Source organism: Paenibacillus sp. GSMTC-2017, from assembly GCF_016019935.1.
In the GTDB taxonomy this organism is placed as follows: domain Bacteria; phylum Bacillota; class Bacilli; order Paenibacillales; family Paenibacillaceae; genus Pristimantibacillus.
In genome coordinates this window covers 84528-101524 of the sequence record NZ_JAECMT010000006.1, presented here as the reverse complement: position 1 = coordinate 101524, position 16997 = coordinate 84528, and the positions used below count along the sequence as shown (strand labels likewise).

Below are 16997 nucleotides of genomic sequence, written 5' to 3'. Positions count from 1 at the left end.
GTCAAAATGATAGGAATAGCATTACTGTACCAAAGCTCATCTAAACTAGTCAATACGACTTGTCGATCAAAAAATCGTAGATTTTAATAAAAATCATTAAAATCTATCAAAAATTTACATAAAATCATCCGCATTAGCACCTTTTAAAAGAAACAGCGACAGTTCTTGGCGAGAAAAATCGCTTATACTGTCGCTGTTTTATAGGACCATCGCTTATGTCAATTGAGTTAATCTGGTTTCGAAGTATGCTTTGAGATCGTATCGATAATTAAATCCCAATCATCATAGTGCATCTCGTGACCTACACCTTCCAACGTTAACAATACTGCTCCTCGAATTTCGTTTACTAGATGTTGACCATGTGCATATGGAATAACTGGATCTTCCGTACCATGTATAACGAGGGTGGGTACATTTATTTCACTCGTCCTACCTATACAAGATTCTCCACCTCTCACCATACCGTGATTATTTATGCTAGCCATATTATTGCTTCTTTTCACGTCTTCTTTAGCTAAATGATAAACCCTATTTTCATCAAATATATGCTTCGAGCCTATTGCATGTTTTGACCTTTCTACTATAAATGTAATGACTGATTGCTTGTTAGCCCAATCTACTCCGGCCGACTTGGAGAAAAATTGAATAAGCTTATCCTCCATTGGTGGTAGGTGAGGAGCAAAATTTGACGTTGATAGAAGGGTAATCGTTAACACTCTTTCTGGATTTCGAATCGCAATCATTTGGGTCAACATGCCGCCTAAGGACATGCCTACGATATGTGCCTTCTTAATCTCATACGCATCCAATATTCGAATTGCATCATCAGCCATGTCTTCAAAAGTATAACCCGGTTGACCTAGCTCGTAGGTTGTAGAACGTCCAACATCACGATTATCATAACGAACAACAAAACGGCCCGTATCAGCTAGACGTTGACAAAACTCTTCTTCCCACCAAATCAGTGAAGATTGGGCACCCATAATGAGCAATATCGCGGGATTAGCTCGTTCCCCGAAACTATCGGTACACAGTTCAATTCCATCTAATTTTACTAGTTGTTCGTTCATGAAAATCCCTCCAATCGTTTAGATAAAATAAAAAACACAGGCTATTGGCCTGTGTTTACAATAATCGAAAAAAGAATCGTGAAATGAATACTACAAGGTTCATTTCATTTTCTTTAGATTTAGTACATACGAAATGAGGATAGAGTTTCCCCTTGTCTCAAGCCGTATACAACTAAATTAGGTTACCCTGAAGGCAAACCATTTCTCGATTACTATGCACACAAAATAGCCTCAAGCCACTATTTCATTCCCTATGCAAAAAGTATCGAAAAATTAGTTAACCACACGTAACCCCTCCGTTCGTATCAATTATTGCAATCCTAACATAGGAATATTTTATATGTCAACACATGGAAAATAGAATGAAAGTGAATGTTATGCGCATACTTAAGCCATCCACCTGTTATTTGATCAGCTCCTCCAGTAATCGGCTGATTAATGTTAGGTTTAAAAAGCTTTTTTGAAAACTTTCTGCTTCTTCATGTTTATATAGCCTATTCTTTCATAGAACTCGTGTGCCTCAACTCTCTTTTCTCCAGACCTAGCTTTAAGTTCAGAAACCTGTTTTTCTTTTGTCCATTCTTCGCATCTAACCATTAATGCTTTACCTATTCCCATTCCTCTATGATTAATATCTGTAACAAGTCCTCCAATTTCTGCAAACACGGGTGTTTCAATTAAGCATCTTATATGCACGTGCACCCATCCTATTATTTCCTTATCTGATTCAGCTACAAATACAGCTTGATCAGATTTGTCCAAAATGAAGGAAAGGCGCAGACTAGCTGCATCTTTTTCTAGAGGGTATCCCAATTGAGAAGATAATTCAAAAATTTTTAGTGCATCCGACATCTTTGCTTCTCTAATTTTATAATTCATTTGAGTCTCCTTATATCTTCAATATATTTTTATCGAGTATTTTTTCCTCGAGACCTGTAAATGTTCTCAGTGCGACGAAAACTTTATTTATCAATAGTTAATTGATGCGTTACTTGGACTTCACTGTTAGGATTCTTATTAAATATAACGAGCATAATTAATGCTACCAAAGTGAATACGATACAAAGCAGATAAACAAACTTATAGCCCATGTATTGAGAAAACACTCCAAATAGTAAGAAACCTAATAACGCACCTATGCGAGTACTGCTTGTAAAAAGTGTGGTAGCAGTACCTGCCTCATTTGGTATGAAATCCTGGAAATACGAAACTGCGGTGCCCATAATAATCGATATATAAGCAGCACTTAAAATTTGGACCAAATAAATCTGCCAGACGGAATCTACAATAGATAACAGAACAAAATATAAAACAGAAATTAAAGCCCCAATTCTTATAATAATTTTGTTATCAATTTTAGTTGCCAATATGCCCATTCCTAGCATGAATGGAATTTCGAAAATTGGTGCAATACTAAAAATAATCCCAATCTGTTCTTTAGAGCCATTAAGTATTTTCAGTACGTAATAAGACATATTTACGGTATTCATATTACTTGCAGCCGTAATAAGAATAAACGCGATAACATTGGCTGATATAAAAGGATTTTTCAAATGGGTTACTAGACGTGGCTGCGGTTTTCTTTCTGTTTTGGCAATCTTATTTGATTTTATAAAAAAAATAATTAACACTAGCATAATAAAATAACCGCCTGCAGCAATCATAAAAGTCCCTCTAAAATCAGTATGGACTAAAATTATTGCTGCAATTGCGGGTCCTATTGTCCAGGACAAAGAGAAAGTCATTCTGAATATATTTAGAAATAAAGGAGTTTCCTTTGGTGATACATTTGAATTATTAATAGATTCTCTTGCAAAAGCTAAAATTTGTGGTGTCCCCGAAGAGGCTATACCTAATACAAACATCGCTATAAACAGCAATATATAGTAATCTCGAATAAATGCATATCCCAAATAACCAATTATTAATGAAGTAGTTGCTAAGATTAGAATCGTTTTACGATCTATTCTAGAATCCGAAATCTTTCCGATATAAGTACTGATAACAACGTTAGCAACAGAAGAAAGTGCCATAAAAATCCCGAACGATGTGTTGCTCATTCCAACTTCCTCTATCCCGAAGATGGACATGAACGGTACGACAAATGAATTTGAAATACCAAATAATATGTTCACCGTTATTAGTGGGATCATACTTTTAATGGTAAACATCTTTTTTAGAGAACTAAATATTCTCAAAATGATTTGCCCCTTTTTCCAAGTAAGACTTTAGTAAATTTTAACAGGCAAATTCCCTTTTGCAATACTCTTCCCTAACAAAACTTTTGCAGCAGAGTCCATAGATACAGGATTGCTTTCATAACTTAATATATAGGTTTTAATTTCTTCAAACATTAAAATATCATATGGATTACGAACTGCTAATATAATTAAATTATCTTTATATAAATTTTCAAGCCTCTTAATTAGCTTACGTTGATTTTCATACTTTACAGTATTATAACTAGTGACAATAATGTTTTGATATTGTGTAGTAAAACTTAAAATTTCTTCAATGTCTTCTTCACTAGGATCAATACTGTAGCTCAATTCATTGACTGAACAACCGTATTTCTTCAAATAATAGCCTAATGTTTCTTCTAGATGGAATACAATATCGATCTCGGTATCTGTTCTAACTTCCAAATTAATAACAAGAACTTCTCTGTTTGTATTTAAAGGAATCTTATTATTCTCATCTTTAACTAAAGTAATGCTTTGTTCACTCAATGAGAGTAGAAATTCAGTATGTTCCTTTTTTGCAATTTCTTTTTTTGCTTCTTCCCAGTTTCCTATAAAGGACTCTAAGTTTCTTTTCTTCTTAAGATCCAAAATCCTTTGGACAGAAGCGTCTATTTGCTCAATCGGTATTATTCCATTTTTAACAGCCTGAATAATACAATTGATCGCTTCAATTTTATTCTCAAATCCGTGAGCAAAAAATAACAAATCGACCCCAGCTTGAACTGTTTTTATTACTAGATCATTAAATTCATAAGCAGACGATATCCCTTTCATTTCAAGGCAATCGGAAACAACTACACCTTCATATCCAAGCTTATTTCTTAATAGATCAGTAATTATAATTTTTGATACCGTACATGGATAGTTTTTATCCAATTCAGGGACAAGAATGTGACCGGTCATAATAGCATCCACCCCGGCTTCAATCGCCTTAATAAACGGTAACAGTTCTCTATCGTAAAGAAGATCAATACCTTGTGTAATGATAGGCATAGAGTAATGAGAATCAGATTCTGTATCGCCATGTCCTGGAAAATGTTTAATCGTTGCACAAAGATCATTATTCTGATATCCATTAATGACCGCAATGCCCAATTCGCTTACCTTTAGAGGCTCATCACTAAATGAACGTACTCCGATAACACAATTATTCGGATTACTATTAATATCTAAACAGGGAGCTAAATTCATATTAATACCCAGTGCTTTTAATTCTTTTGCACAAATTGCAGCAGAATCATACACTAAATCTAGATTACCTACTGCTCCAAGAGCCATATTTCCCGGTATTAATGTAAAATCATCCGTTATTCTTCCCACTACTCCTCCTTCCTGATCAATTGAAATGAGCAAAGGGATACCTACTTTTTCAATAGCTCTTTCTTGCATAGCTTTTGATAAAGAGAAGAGCTGCTCATTATTGTCAATATTACGTCTATAATATGCTATTCCACCAATTTTATAGTCTTCAATTAGAGTAATAAGCTCACTAGATAGCTGATAGCCATCAAATCCGCCTATAATCATTTGCCCTACCTTTTCCTCTAAAGATAAACTTTCCAAGTTCCTCATAATGATCAGTCCTTTTATCTATTTTCGTTGATAGTAACGGAATATTGCTTCTCACAATGAATTAACTCTTGTATTTGCTGCATATATTCCGATATAAGGTCTATGTCAGCACTTTCTATCATAACTCTGATTACTGGCTCAGAGCCTGATTTACGAATGATAATTTTGCCATCATCACCTAATTTTGATTTAATTTTCTCCTTTAACAAAGTTAATTCACTTGAGAACTGCCATTCTCCTAAATAAGGAATATTATTAATAACTTGTGGGTAAATGATCATTTCATTCTTAAGCTCACTCATTGGGACGCATGAAATCTGACTAGTAGATACTAGTTTCAAAGCAGCCAACATACCATCGCTAGTACAACTATAATTTTTAAACATGATGTGTCCCGAAGGCTCTCCACCCAAGACACTATTTGTTTTTAATATTTCAAACATAACGTTTCTATCGCCGACACTGGTTTGGATGACCTTTACACCCAATTTTTTTAACGACTTTACTAATCCTAAATTACACATTTCTGTTGATACGATGCTTGAGCACTCTTTATTTTCAACAACGTATCTTACGGCAAATAAATAAAGTAGCTGGTTTCCATCAATTTCTTGACCCATTTCATCAACTGCGATTAAACGATCTGCATCTCCATCAAAAGCAACTCCAACAGCAGCACCATGCTTTAAAACTTCGCTTTGAAGCTTACTTACATCTAGCGAACCGCCATGGTTAATGTTCTTTCCATTAGGTTCAGCATTGATGGCAATTACTTCTGCTCCAAGTTCGTTAAAAAGTTTAGGCGCCAACTTGTATGCTGCACCATTTGCGCAATCCATTATAATTTTTAAACCATTAAAGTTGTATTCTTCTGATAATTTTAAATATTTCACATAATAACTTTGCCCTTCTTCCGCCTTATCGTCGATGATTCCTCCTGTTACCTCTTCCTGTCGATTAGGATCAGAACCTTGCCTATAAATGAGCTCAATCTCTTGTTGTGCCTCGTCTGAAATTTTGTAACCATCTCTATCAAACAGCTTGATTCCGTTATATTCAAAACTATTATGCGAAGCAGATATCATAATTCCCATATCTGCTTCGTAATGTTTCGTTAAGAAAGCAACAGCTGGAGTAGGAATTACTCCAAGCTGGATGACATGATACCCTAAGGATCTAAAGCAACCTGCAACCTTAGCTACAATGCGGTTACCTGATTCTCTAGTATCCAAACCTATTACAACCTTGCTTGCATTTCTTTCATTTAAATAAGTAGCAATACTTAAGCAGATTTTCTGCAGCTCTTGGTCTGTAAAAAAGGGATCTGCCAGTTCTCTAATTCCATCCGTACCAAAAAGTCTTTTCATCATTAACTTCCTTTTAAAATATTTTTTTTGAACAATTACGCATATGCCATTTCTCTATGTCTTTCTTGGTATTCTTTTAAACTTAAAATAGCTGTCTGTAATAAAGTGTCACTAATGTCGCTTCTCTCTTTAAGGAACGTCGCTTTCCCAATTTCTGTTGGTACTACTAAATTTAAATTATTTCCTCTATGCAAAATAACGTTATCTAATGATTTCCACATTTTTTCAAATAAATAAGTTTGGGCATCATATATGTCATAGCCGATATCTAAGAGAAGGTTGTGTATTCTACTTCTATGCTCATTTGAAATCATATCTAGTAGGAAAGATATTTCAGTTGAGATAGCGATATCCATAGCAACGGCAATACCGTGATTAATAGAATAGTTGGAATGCTCTTCTATAAAAGGACTGAATGTATGACCAAAATCTACATATCTTTCAAGATTATATTCAAAGAAATTACCTTGTAGTTCCGATAGCATATCGTCTACTGCTTTATAATTAATTTCTTTTGAAAGCATTGGGTCGAGTTGATATCTATTCTGAATAAGACTCTTATAGTTATCCTGGATTCTACAAAATAAATCATTATCCATTATAATTCCCATTTTTAATATCTCAGCTAATCCACATAAAAAATGTTCTTCTGGTAATGTTTTTAAGAAATTATTGTCTATAATAGTAGCAACAGGAGGATAAAAGGAACCGATATAGTTTTTTGCCCCCTCGAAGTTTATGCCTGTTTTAATGCCGACACCCGCATCAATTTGCCCTACTAGGGTAGTTGGAATGCGCAGATATTTAAGTTTTCTTTTAAACATCGTAGCAGCAAAACCAACAATATCTAGAAGGATTCCTCCCCCAATTCCTATCATTAACGACCTACGATCCAAGCCGAAGTTTTTGCCAGCTTTACAGATTTCTAAAACAGTTTCCATCGTTTTATTTTGTTCTGTTGTAGGAATTACTATGATCTTATATTTATTTTCAAAGTTATTATTAAAATAATTTTCAATTTCAGAATAATAATATTTTTCAATAGTTTCACTTATAATGACAAGGCACTTGTTGTCCTCGCAAATTTCCTTAATTAATTGACTCGTTTGAAAAATGTTGTTAGCAAAATAAATATCAAATGAGAAATCGTTTTTTTCATATACTGCGATAGTATCAGTTGTTTTTTCAATTAAAGTATTTTTATTCATATATAATTTCCCTCCCAGTTAATTAGATCTCTTTTTATTTGAATAACAGTGGTTTTAAAAAATCAATAGACTTTTCCAATCCCTCCTCCACATTAAAAGTAGAATCCTCGTATTCAATAGATATAATGCCGTTATAACCGTTCATCTTTAAAGAAGTAAGAACCTTTTTCCAGTTAACATCACCCCAGCCAGGAATTCTAAATCGAACCCCACGATCCGGTCGGCTCAAATCCCCATGTGGAAGCCAGCCCGAATAAGGCCTTTTATAAGTAAGCTCCGCATCTTTACCATGAACATGAACAATTTTTCTTTTCAATTGCTCTATAAAACATTCTGGATCAACACCCACCAGTATAAGATTAGATGGGTCCAGGCAAATGCCAAACCCGGAAGTATTGAACATTTCGGAAATTTCCAATGCCGTTTCCAAATCGTAAGCTATCTGCTGAGGCCCTACTTCGTGAGCAAATATAACGCCTGAACGCTCATAATATTCCAGTATAGGCATCCATCTCTCATAGGTTAGTTTAAGCTGTCGTTCCCAACCTTCTTTATAAGGCCAAGGAAAAAAGTGAGAAAAGTTAGCGCAGCCAAGGTAACCTACAACTACAGGGATTTCATACTCTTTTGCAACATCCGCAGCCAACTTTGCTCTCTTAACCCCAAATTCAATTTGCTCTTCGGAAGTACCTTTGAAAAAGTGCTGAGTTGCTTCACCATGAGGACCCATTACCATTTGAGCATCACGATGCAAGGTTAGTGATGAGATTCGTAACCCATGATCATTTAGAGCCTTCTGGTATCGTGAGTGATAATTCGAAGTCAAAGCTTCTTCTAGGTTCAAATGTTTGCTTCCATGGTTAGCTACGACTTCAATATGCTTAATTCCCAGGGATTGAATTTTTTGAAATGCTTCATCGATATCGAATTCCTGATATGCGCGTGTAAATAGACCTAACTCCATTTAACGGTCACCTCATTAAACGCTGATTCCAGCACATCTAAAACACTATTAATTTGATCTTCAGTAACGATAACAGGTGGTTTTAAAACAATTTTATTTTCAAATAATCTAAAGAAAACACCTGCATCTAATGAATGCTTAAAGATTATTTCAGCTATAGATTTATTCTTTTCCCGATCCCCTACTTCTATAGAAAGACCATGAATTAATCCTACACCTCTGTAAACAAAATTAATTGCTGATTCTTTTTGAAGTTTCAATAACCGATTTCTAATTAATTCCTCTTTTTTCTCGATCTCAAAATCTGTACTTTTAAGAACTGATATGCATGCAATTGCCGCTGCACAAGTCAATGCATGTCCACCGTGCGTAAAGTCTGCATCATTATAGTTTAGAACGCCATCCAATTCATCTTTAATCAAAAGCCCTGATAATGGATGTCCTCCGGACAGTCCTTTTCCCATAGTTATCATGTCTGGAGAAACATTATAATAGGTAGCTGCAAACAAACCTGGCAACCATCCGAAACTTTGATTTTCATCTAATATAAACAGGCAGCCAAAATCCTTACAAATTGACTCTATACCCTTCAAGAAATCCCCCGTGCCTTCATTAACTAAAACACCTGCATTAACCATCATAGGATCAACAAGAATTGCCGCGACATTATTATGTTTAATAATTTCAGAACGCATCTTTTCCAATACCATAAGATAGTCATGTTGAGTACGGCATTCTGGCCAGTCAATAAATATGACATCCTCTACATTTCCTCTGAAGATTTCAGGATCCCTCATATATCCTCGAAGTTGAATTGTTTGTGTCGTCTGACCTGTATGACCCATTACAAAAGAAACAATGCCTGATTTCCCAGTATATTTCTTTGCCGTTTTCACAGCTGCTTCATTAGCATCTGATCCATCGCACATTTTTATATTAACTTTATTAAAGCCTTTAGGAGCTATACCTACCAATTCCTCTGCTGCTTTTAGGTATGGTAGAGAGGAGAATCGGCTGGAAGCATACGTAAGTGTCTCTGCCTGAGCTTTTATTGCATCAACAATCGCCGGATGACATTGCCCTAATAACAAATTCAATGTTTGACTAGAAAAATCCGTGAATTTTTTATTATCAGTGTCCCAAAAATAGATTCCTTCGCCCTTTACAATAGGGTTTGAATTCAAGTTAGGCCATGTATTTTTTGCTAGATTCTTAGAATAATATTCAGTAAGATGCATAATTAATTCCCCTTTAACTGATTGAATTTAGATAATTTGCCATTCCATAAATACCATTTAAGTCATCATAGTTCCCTAAAATGAGCATTTCAGAGAGTTGATCGTTCGATTTGCCCATAAATCCAATATTCTTCATATGGCTAAGCAAACTATCAATATAGAGTTGACCAATAGAACACGGAACACCACCAATAATAATGAACCGATCAATACCAATTACAGAAAATATAAACTGTATACTTTTTGCTATTGGTAGTGTACTCAAGGTTAAAATTTCTACACATTGAGGATCTCCGCTATTTAATCCGCGAATTAGATCATAAGTAGTAAATTTTTGTCCAGTAGATTGATTATTATTGATAAAATATTGCTCCGCTATTTTTTCAATACCTCTTCCGGAGGATACCCCTCCAATATGTCCATTCATCCCGCAGCCACACTCATATGCCGAATACTCACTGCCATAGAATGCATGACCTAATTCTCCACCATATCCATCATCGGAGATGAGGACTTCACCCTTCCAAAACACTTTGTTGCCTACCCCAGAAGAGATGGTTACTACACAAAAAGTTCCATTATTCACTTTTATATAACGCCATCCAGCAGCAGTTAAATCATTAATTGTAAAGACTTTTGTGTCTCTAAACATTTCACTTAACTTTTCATTTAACGGATAAATCTCTTTCATGGGTCCCCATAAAGTAGGGGCACTTAAAACTTCGCCTTTTTTATTGACCGGTCCAGGAAACCCAAGACCAATCTTTTTTATTTTGTATCCTTTTCTGGCATAGGAATCCTTCACATCGGCAATCAGATTCAAAAAGCCCTCTTGTAGTGAAGCTACATTCGATACACCGTCTAGATAGTTATTTGAATCCACTTTACTGTGCTCTAATAACTCAAGATCACTATTAAATATGCCGGTTCTAAATGAAGTTCCACCAATATCGAACACCATACTTACATCCATTCCATCTACACCTGCCTCATATCTGCACAGACTTTATTTACTTACTTGGAATATGAATACTTTCATCACAGCTTGGGAAGTATTAATAAGACTATGAGATCCGTAGACTGGGTTAACAATTACGTTACCACTCTCAACAGTAAGAACACGATCCTCTATTCCCATCTGCCCAGTTCCTTCTACAATGAAATATATTTCTTCATTGTTTGCATGTTGATGGTGACCAATCGTTACTCCTGGTGGAACCTCAATATAGTCAATAAAATCAATGTTAGTTGAGAAATCATTGGATTGATAAGCTCTAACCTTTCGTAAAAACCCTTGACCATCATGACTTTCTTCTAAAATTTTTTCCGCGGTATAAACATTAATCAAGTGTTATTACCCCCCTCACAATATCATGAGATAAAGTACGGCGTATCGCGCCCTCCAGGTCATGTAAATGATTGAAAAAGGTTAAAAAAGGTTTTGTTGTTATTTCATTTTTGCTAATTAATTCTATGGACTTTTGAATGTCTGCTCGAGTCGTATGTTTAGAAAAGAGAATAACAATTTCATTATTTCTAAAATGATCCAATACTATAGGTTTGTCTAATTTGCTGAACAAGAGCAACTGCCCCTGTGGTAAAATACATTCTTGAAGTTCGTTAATTAATTCGGATTTTCCACTCGTATCTATACAGATATCGTATTTCCCGATTTCCTCGATAGAGTTTATAAATTTCAGTTCAGGCAAATGATGATTTATATTGCTAATCTTTTTAGGATTACGTCCCCACAACTCCACTTCTTTATTTTCATTTTTAAGCAACATAGCAAAAAGCATTGCCATAAAACCTGTTCCTAAAATCAATACTTTTTCCTTTTTCGTGGTTAAATTAAGTTTTCCAATTGCATGTGTTACGCAACTGATCGAATCGAGAAAAACGTATTCTGTATAATCTTCGGATTTCGGAACTTTAAACACGCAATTATTAATACTCTCATGAGGGACACGTATATAATTTTGAAAACCGACAGGGACATAAGTCGCTGAAAGACATAAGTGGAAAAGATTATTTTTGCAATTCAAACAATTCTGACATCCGTGTTTATGAAAAATAGTAACCATATCACCTTTTTTAAAATCTCCATAATCAGAAATAACTTCGGCAATCAATTCATGTCCAAAATAATGAGAGTTATTGTTAATGTAATTTAAACAGTCTGAGGTACATACTCCCAAAAGTTTGGTTTTTACAATTAACTCTTTTTCTGTATATGATAAGTCACTCTCTACGTACTCTATTTGTTCCTTACTAACTAGTACTGCCGTTTCGTTCCTATAACTCACTCTAACCAGCTCCATTTAAAAAATAGAAAAATAAATTGCCAAGACCATTATTTTAAAGAAATATATACATTTTATTACAAAATGCCCGTTTTATGAAATTCGGATATCTGGTTTAATTCATAATCAGGATTAATATTAAATACATTATTTTTGAACCAATGTACTCCTACACTCTTCATCTCAACTGATTGAGCAGCAGCAATATCAGCATCACTATCTCCTATCATTATTACTTCTTCAGGTGAACAATCCATTAGACCTAGTAATTGATACATTCCCTCTGAGTTAGGTTTCGGCTCACTAACATCATCTGAAGTGATAATGTGATCAAAGTACTCACTCATATTCAACTGCGATAGCGATATTTCCAAGCTCTTTTTTCCCTTCCCCGTAAAAATGCCAAGTTGATATTCCCTTCCTTTTAGTTCCTTTAGTAATTCAATTATCTCTACATTCTCTTTAACATATTGATCATGATTTCTTGTGTATACGTCGTAGTAAGTTGAAATCGCATCTTTTATGCTTTCTTTGTTATTCAAGTTCAGTTTAATTACTTCGGTTTCACTAGGTCCAAAATAAGATGCGATCTCCTGATCTGACAATAATCTGCCATCGTAGTCTTTAAATACATTGTAAAAAGCAGTAAACACAAGTGGCATTGTGTCTGCTAATGTACCATCAAAATCAAAAATTATACCTTTTATTCCTCCCACTAAACCACTCTCCATTTTTGAAAGAATTTTACTTAAATTTAATTTTATTTCATTTATATTAATTCATGCCAATTGAGAAATCAAGTATTTTAGAGATTCTAAAAACACTTTTGACTTCAGATCAGACCTTACCCGCCGGAAAATTAATGGAGGACAAACGAAATTACCACACGTCACATCGACTAGGCGCGATTTCTAGTTGTTTTGCATGGTAGCATGAAACGTTAGCAATCCTCATTAGCTGAATATAGTAGGGAATTACTGTGCAAAAGACAATGGTGATAGATCTGTTAGTATTTTGAGTGGTTTATTGAATATGCGTCGAAATGCGGTATGTTCAGAAGAATCTAGAGGTAAAATAAGTGGCATTATTGAAATAACTTTTGAATGGGTTCGATGGTGGTGAGCGTTTTAATTACAAAGTCACAATCGTCGTATTGTGTTACATATCCCAAAGACAAATGGGCCAGTAAGAACATATTGGGATAGGAGTTTCATTCCTAGTAAAATTTTTGAGGAGCTAGGATTGCAACATTTGATCCTTTTATGACGTATTTTATAACGAACACAGCTTTTACTATAAAATTACTAGAGCATCAATCACTAGCAGGTTGATTCCATTATCACTTCGCAAGCATAGATGTATTATACTTCATTTTTCCAAAAATAGAAAATGCTGTTTCTAAAAGTTTAGGGATGATGTACACTAAGAACTGAAATAAGCTATTGATTCAAACAAAAAAAGTATCATAGATTCTACGACCATTGCAGTTACATATGTACGAATTACCGCCGAATAGTACCGATTTCGCTTGATGAAAAAGTACGTATCGGAACAAACAAAACGCAGATGAAGCAGCATATTAAGATCAAAACGTTCTACGGCACAAACGAAAATACGATCATAAATCAAGGGCTACTTTTACTAAAATATTGCTTATAAACGGAGGATTTTATGAGTACAAAATGGTTGGATTGGGCTAAAGAATTACAAGCTATCTCTCAGATTGGTCTTACGTATAGCAAGGATGTATATGATTTGGAACGCTACGAGTTACTAAGAAATATAAGCATTGAGATCATGCATGAATACACTAAATCTGACATGTCGGTAATTAGAGATTTATTTGCCAATGAATCTGGCTATGCAACTCCAAAGGTAGATATCCGTGCAGTTGTTTTTCAAGAAGATAAGATTTTGTTAGTCAAAGAAACATTGGACGGGGCTTGGGCTCTTCCGGGAGGATGGGCAGACATAGGATTATCCCCATCCGAAGTGGCAGTAAAAGAAGTTAAAGAAGAAGCTGGTTACATAGTATCACCATGCAGACTGTTGGCGGTTTATGATAAAAAGTTTCACGAACATCCTGAATCTCCCTATCATGTTTATAAATTTTTTATACTGTGTACTATTGTCGGAGGAGCGCCTGAAATTGGAGTTGAAACAAGCGAAATAAATTTCTTTGAAATAGACCAATTACCCGATTTATCACTTGAACGCAATACAAAAAAACAGATTCAAACGATGTATAATTTGTACAAGGATCCTACTCAAGCTGTGTTACTAGACTAATTGTTATTCATCTTGACCAAATCTGATATAAAATAATCCATAGAGCAGACCTCTTTTTTTGAATAGTGTTGAGATGACATCATTCAATAAGAAAAGGTCTCTTTTTAGGAATCGCTCTACCGTTTCTTTAATGACTTTGGCATGTATGGTAGTTTTATCACTAACAAAATACCACTCTTCCCCTAGTGTAAGTCCCCCTCTTAATCTCTCCATTTCTATGATTTACATTTCTTCTTCAGTTTAGCCTGACCATTTCAAATACTCATCGATTAATGATTCGTATCTCCGTGACAAAACTGTTTCTTATTAGGTAAGAGATCAATAATTGCAAGCTGACCAATAATCAATATTAAATAAGCTTGAGTCAACCTATACCTCGTACCAAACTTACTCCGAATTAAGCTAGCTTGAATTTCTCTCTAGACTCTACTAAACTGAACGTATCTTTCTTTTTCCAACAATCGTATATATACAGCATTTCAGAAGAGGGGTTGGCACAGATGTTCTTGCATTTTATAGTAGAACGTGAGCATAAAGAAGCATTTATGGAGCTTGCACATCGGATCGCCAAATCAGACGGATTCGTAAACCGTAATGAATTAAATTATATTCAGAGCTGGACATATGAACTAGGCCTCGAAGATTGGGAACCTAGCGCCGAGGCGAATCATTCGACTGACGAATTGGTAGGCAATCTGCAGGACGAGCAACTCAAACATATTTTTTTAGCGGAAATGTTATTACTAATCTTCGCGGATGGTAATTATAACGACGAGGAAAAACGGATAGCTTGTGAAATGCAGCAGCTATTTGGTTACGATGACGAAACATTCAACAAGATCAAAAACTGGGTTGAGCAGATGAATAAGCTGAAAGTCGAAGGTATGAAACTTATTCTTCATGCATCAGCCGTAAAACCCGACTAAAAATCAAGTGAAATAACTGATACCTGATTATTGCAAAAGGCGGCCGACAATTACTGTCAGCCGCCTTTTTGGGATACTGGTATAACCTGGATTTACTTTTGTTCCACAACTGCAAAATAATTTTTTTCATTATCTGCAAAGTTAAATACCCTTCCGAAAGGCATCGTTACAATTTCTCCAACGGTTACATTTTTATTTGATAGGTCGGCATGCAATTGCTCAAGCTTGTCCGAACCAAACATTAATGAAGGTGTGCCTAAATTCACTCCAGGTGACATCTTAGCAACGAACTCTTTATTATGAAGAATAAAGCTTGTTTCTGCCCCTGTCGTTGGTGCAATCTCAATAAATCTAAAACCTTCTCCATTATCCTCTTCAGCTATAACTTTAAACCCTACCTTTTCTGTCCAAAACTCTTTTGCCTCATCTTGGTTATTTACATACAACATAACTTGAGCGATTTTACTAATCATTGATCTTTCCACTCCCTTGTATTAAATAATTACCAAACTCGAAGCTCATAAACCTTGCTATAAGTACCCATTAAGTGACCTGTTGCATATAGGGTCAAGTTCTATACTATCATAATCGACAATCAGCTTTCTAGACTTATGGAGTTCACTGAATTAAATGACATATTGACTATGTCTAGCGCATATATATGTAATGGGAAACGTTTGCAAACACAGCAGTGAATCGAGAGGAGAAGCCGTACGAAGGAGCATTACATGTAGCTAGGAGGGATTGATATGAGTAACGAAGTACTCATTCAGCTACTCGTGCTTGTCGTAATGATCGTCGGTTTGGCTAACACAAATAAACATTCTTAGTTCCTCATGTTCATGCTACAATTTTGACGATATGTAATCAGTCAAAGGGTTCTACATTTAGCTTAGCGCTACGATGTAGAACCTTTTTTTCGCCCAAGCTTCGATAAATTAACGATATCCAGTAGCATCCGCTGGTTTGCCAACACTCTGCATGCTTCCAAACAGGCACATTCCATTTCACAAGATTTTCTGCTCCCCAAATGTCGCTGAAGAGTATATCAAGTCGCCTTTGCTCATCCTCGATACATGTAATTAATGCTTGTACACAATTCATTCAGCGAACTGCTTAAGTCGCGATTATAATATTTATACGGAATATTATTCTTATACTATACAAGGAGCCATTCTATGAAAATATCTCGGAATCCTTTGGAAATCCATCCACCAGTAGCCTCTTATGTTCATCAAATTGAAGTAACTGGGCCGAACAAATGGTTAACGCTGTCTGGACAATTAGGTATGCAAGTAGATGGGGCTGTACCAGATAATCCTTTAGAACAATTCCAGTTGGCACTAGACAATATACTCAAAAACCTTGAAGCAGCTAACATGGGCGTTCATGATTTAACAAAGCTAGTGTTTTATTTGGTCGGTGACATTCCGGCTGAACAAAGAAAAATAATATTAAATGATTTTTTAGGCGATCATCGACCATGCATGACATTGATTTATGTCGTTGCGCTAGCCGCACCTGGCTTTAAAGTCGAAATCGATGCTTGGGCGTGTAAAGATATAGACTGACGGTATTGGAGGAATGTGATGAAGTAATTTTGATATATGTTACTCCTTCTTCCGAAAAAACATTAAATCGTAAAAGGTTATACCTATAGATAATCCAATGGGAATACTCAAATCCCAAACATCCATTTCTGTAGGCCTAAATAGGAAGTTGAACAGAAACAAAGTACCACTAAAAAAAGTAAACCTATAAAAGAATGTCAGCAATCTTTTTCTTAATTCAACCAATTTTAATTTCGTTAGATTAAT

General features: G+C 35.2%; 17 protein-coding genes. 3 read left to right on the top strand and 14 right to left on the bottom strand.

The window, feature by feature from the left end; translation table 11 throughout:
• Window positions 1-227: 227 nt before the first annotated feature.
• The 12 genes from I6N90_RS21280 to I6N90_RS21225 all read right to left on the bottom strand — a co-directional run bounded on the left by I6N90_RS21280 (window position 228) and on the right by I6N90_RS21225 (window position 12681).
• Complete coding sequence (locus I6N90_RS21280) at window positions 228-1070, bottom strand: alpha/beta fold hydrolase (protein WP_197937675.1); 843 nt, start codon at window positions 1068-1070, stop codon at window positions 228-230.
• Window positions 1071-1517: 447 nt separating this feature from the next.
• Window positions 1518-1949 (bottom strand): GNAT family N-acetyltransferase, encoded by a 432-nt coding sequence (locus tag I6N90_RS21275; RefSeq protein ID WP_197937674.1) that lies wholly within the window; start codon window positions 1947-1949, stop codon window positions 1518-1520.
• 83 nt (window positions 1950-2032) lie between these two features.
• Window positions 2033-3268 (bottom strand): sugar efflux transporter, encoded by a 1236-nt coding sequence (locus tag I6N90_RS21270; RefSeq protein ID WP_269669543.1) that lies wholly within the window; start codon window positions 3266-3268, stop codon window positions 2033-2035.
• A gap of 30 nt (window positions 3269-3298) precedes the next feature.
• Window positions 3299-4876, bottom strand: coding sequence for a glycoside hydrolase family 3 protein (locus I6N90_RS21265; RefSeq protein WP_197937672.1), 1578 nt, complete (start codon window positions 4874-4876; stop codon window positions 3299-3301).
• A 23-nt stretch (window positions 4877-4899) separates the two neighbouring features.
• On the bottom strand, window positions 4900-6255 hold the full coding sequence (locus tag I6N90_RS21260; protein WP_232243224.1) for a phosphoglucosamine mutase: 1356 nt from the start codon (window positions 6253-6255) through the stop codon (window positions 4900-4902).
• A gap of 32 nt (window positions 6256-6287) precedes the next feature.
• Window positions 6288-7460 (bottom strand): sedoheptulose 7-phosphate cyclase, encoded by a 1173-nt coding sequence (locus I6N90_RS21255; protein WP_197937670.1) that lies wholly within the window; start codon window positions 7458-7460, stop codon window positions 6288-6290.
• Window positions 7461-7494: 34 nt separating this feature from the next.
• A complete protein-coding gene (locus tag I6N90_RS21250) occupies window positions 7495-8424 on the bottom strand; it encodes a sugar phosphate isomerase/epimerase family protein (protein ID WP_197937669.1) in 930 nt (309 codons plus the stop codon).
• Entirely contained in the window at window positions 8415-9662 is a 1248-nt protein-coding gene (locus I6N90_RS21245) for a class-III pyridoxal-phosphate-dependent aminotransferase (RefSeq protein ID WP_197937668.1), read from the bottom strand. Before I6N90_RS21245 ends, I6N90_RS21250 begins: the two co-directional genes overlap by 10 nt.
• Window positions 9663-9675: 13 nt before the next feature.
• Window positions 9676-10635, bottom strand: a complete 960-nt coding sequence (locus I6N90_RS21240; RefSeq protein WP_197937667.1) for an ROK family protein — start codon at window positions 10633-10635, stop codon at window positions 9676-9678.
• Window positions 10636-10668: 33 nt separating this feature from the next.
• A complete protein-coding gene (locus I6N90_RS21235; RefSeq protein WP_232243223.1) occupies window positions 10669-11010 on the bottom strand; it encodes a cupin domain-containing protein in 342 nt (113 codons plus the stop codon).
• Window positions 11003-11968, bottom strand: coding sequence for an alcohol dehydrogenase catalytic domain-containing protein (locus tag I6N90_RS21230; RefSeq protein ID WP_197937666.1), 966 nt, complete (start codon window positions 11966-11968; stop codon window positions 11003-11005). The genes I6N90_RS21235 and I6N90_RS21230 overlap by 8 nt, the downstream gene beginning before the upstream one ends.
• Window positions 11969-12042: 74 nt before the next feature.
• On the bottom strand, window positions 12043-12681 hold the full coding sequence (locus tag I6N90_RS21225) for an HAD family hydrolase (RefSeq protein ID WP_332262491.1): 639 nt from the start codon (window positions 12679-12681) through the stop codon (window positions 12043-12045).
• Between the two features lie 955 nt (window positions 12682-13636).
• On the opposite strand from I6N90_RS21225, the gene I6N90_RS21220 reads away from it, so the two are divergent.
• On the top strand, window positions 13637-14254 hold the full coding sequence (locus I6N90_RS21220; protein ID WP_197937665.1) for an NUDIX hydrolase: 618 nt from the start codon (window positions 13637-13639) through the stop codon (window positions 14252-14254).
• Window positions 14255-14257: 3 nt separating this feature from the next.
• Here the strand turns inward: I6N90_RS21220 and I6N90_RS21215 are convergent, their stop codons facing one another.
• Window positions 14258-14467, bottom strand: a complete 210-nt coding sequence (locus I6N90_RS21215) for a hypothetical protein (RefSeq protein WP_197937664.1) — start codon at window positions 14465-14467, stop codon at window positions 14258-14260.
• A 287-nt stretch (window positions 14468-14754) separates the two neighbouring features.
• Here I6N90_RS21215 and I6N90_RS21210 point away from each other — a divergent pair, with 287 nt between their 5' ends.
• Complete coding sequence (locus I6N90_RS21210) at window positions 14755-15180, top strand: TerB family tellurite resistance protein (protein ID WP_197937663.1); 426 nt, start codon at window positions 14755-14757, stop codon at window positions 15178-15180.
• 92 nt (window positions 15181-15272) lie between these two features.
• On the opposite strand, the gene I6N90_RS21205 is transcribed toward I6N90_RS21210, so the two are convergent.
• Entirely contained in the window at window positions 15273-15653 is a 381-nt protein-coding gene (locus tag I6N90_RS21205) for a VOC family protein (protein ID WP_197937662.1), read from the bottom strand.
• A gap of 705 nt (window positions 15654-16358) precedes the next feature.
• On the opposite strand from I6N90_RS21205, the gene I6N90_RS21200 reads away from it, so the two are divergent.
• Window positions 16359-16751, top strand: coding sequence for a RidA family protein (locus I6N90_RS21200; RefSeq protein WP_197937661.1), 393 nt, complete (start codon window positions 16359-16361; stop codon window positions 16749-16751).
• Window positions 16752-16997 lie beyond the last annotated feature (246 nt).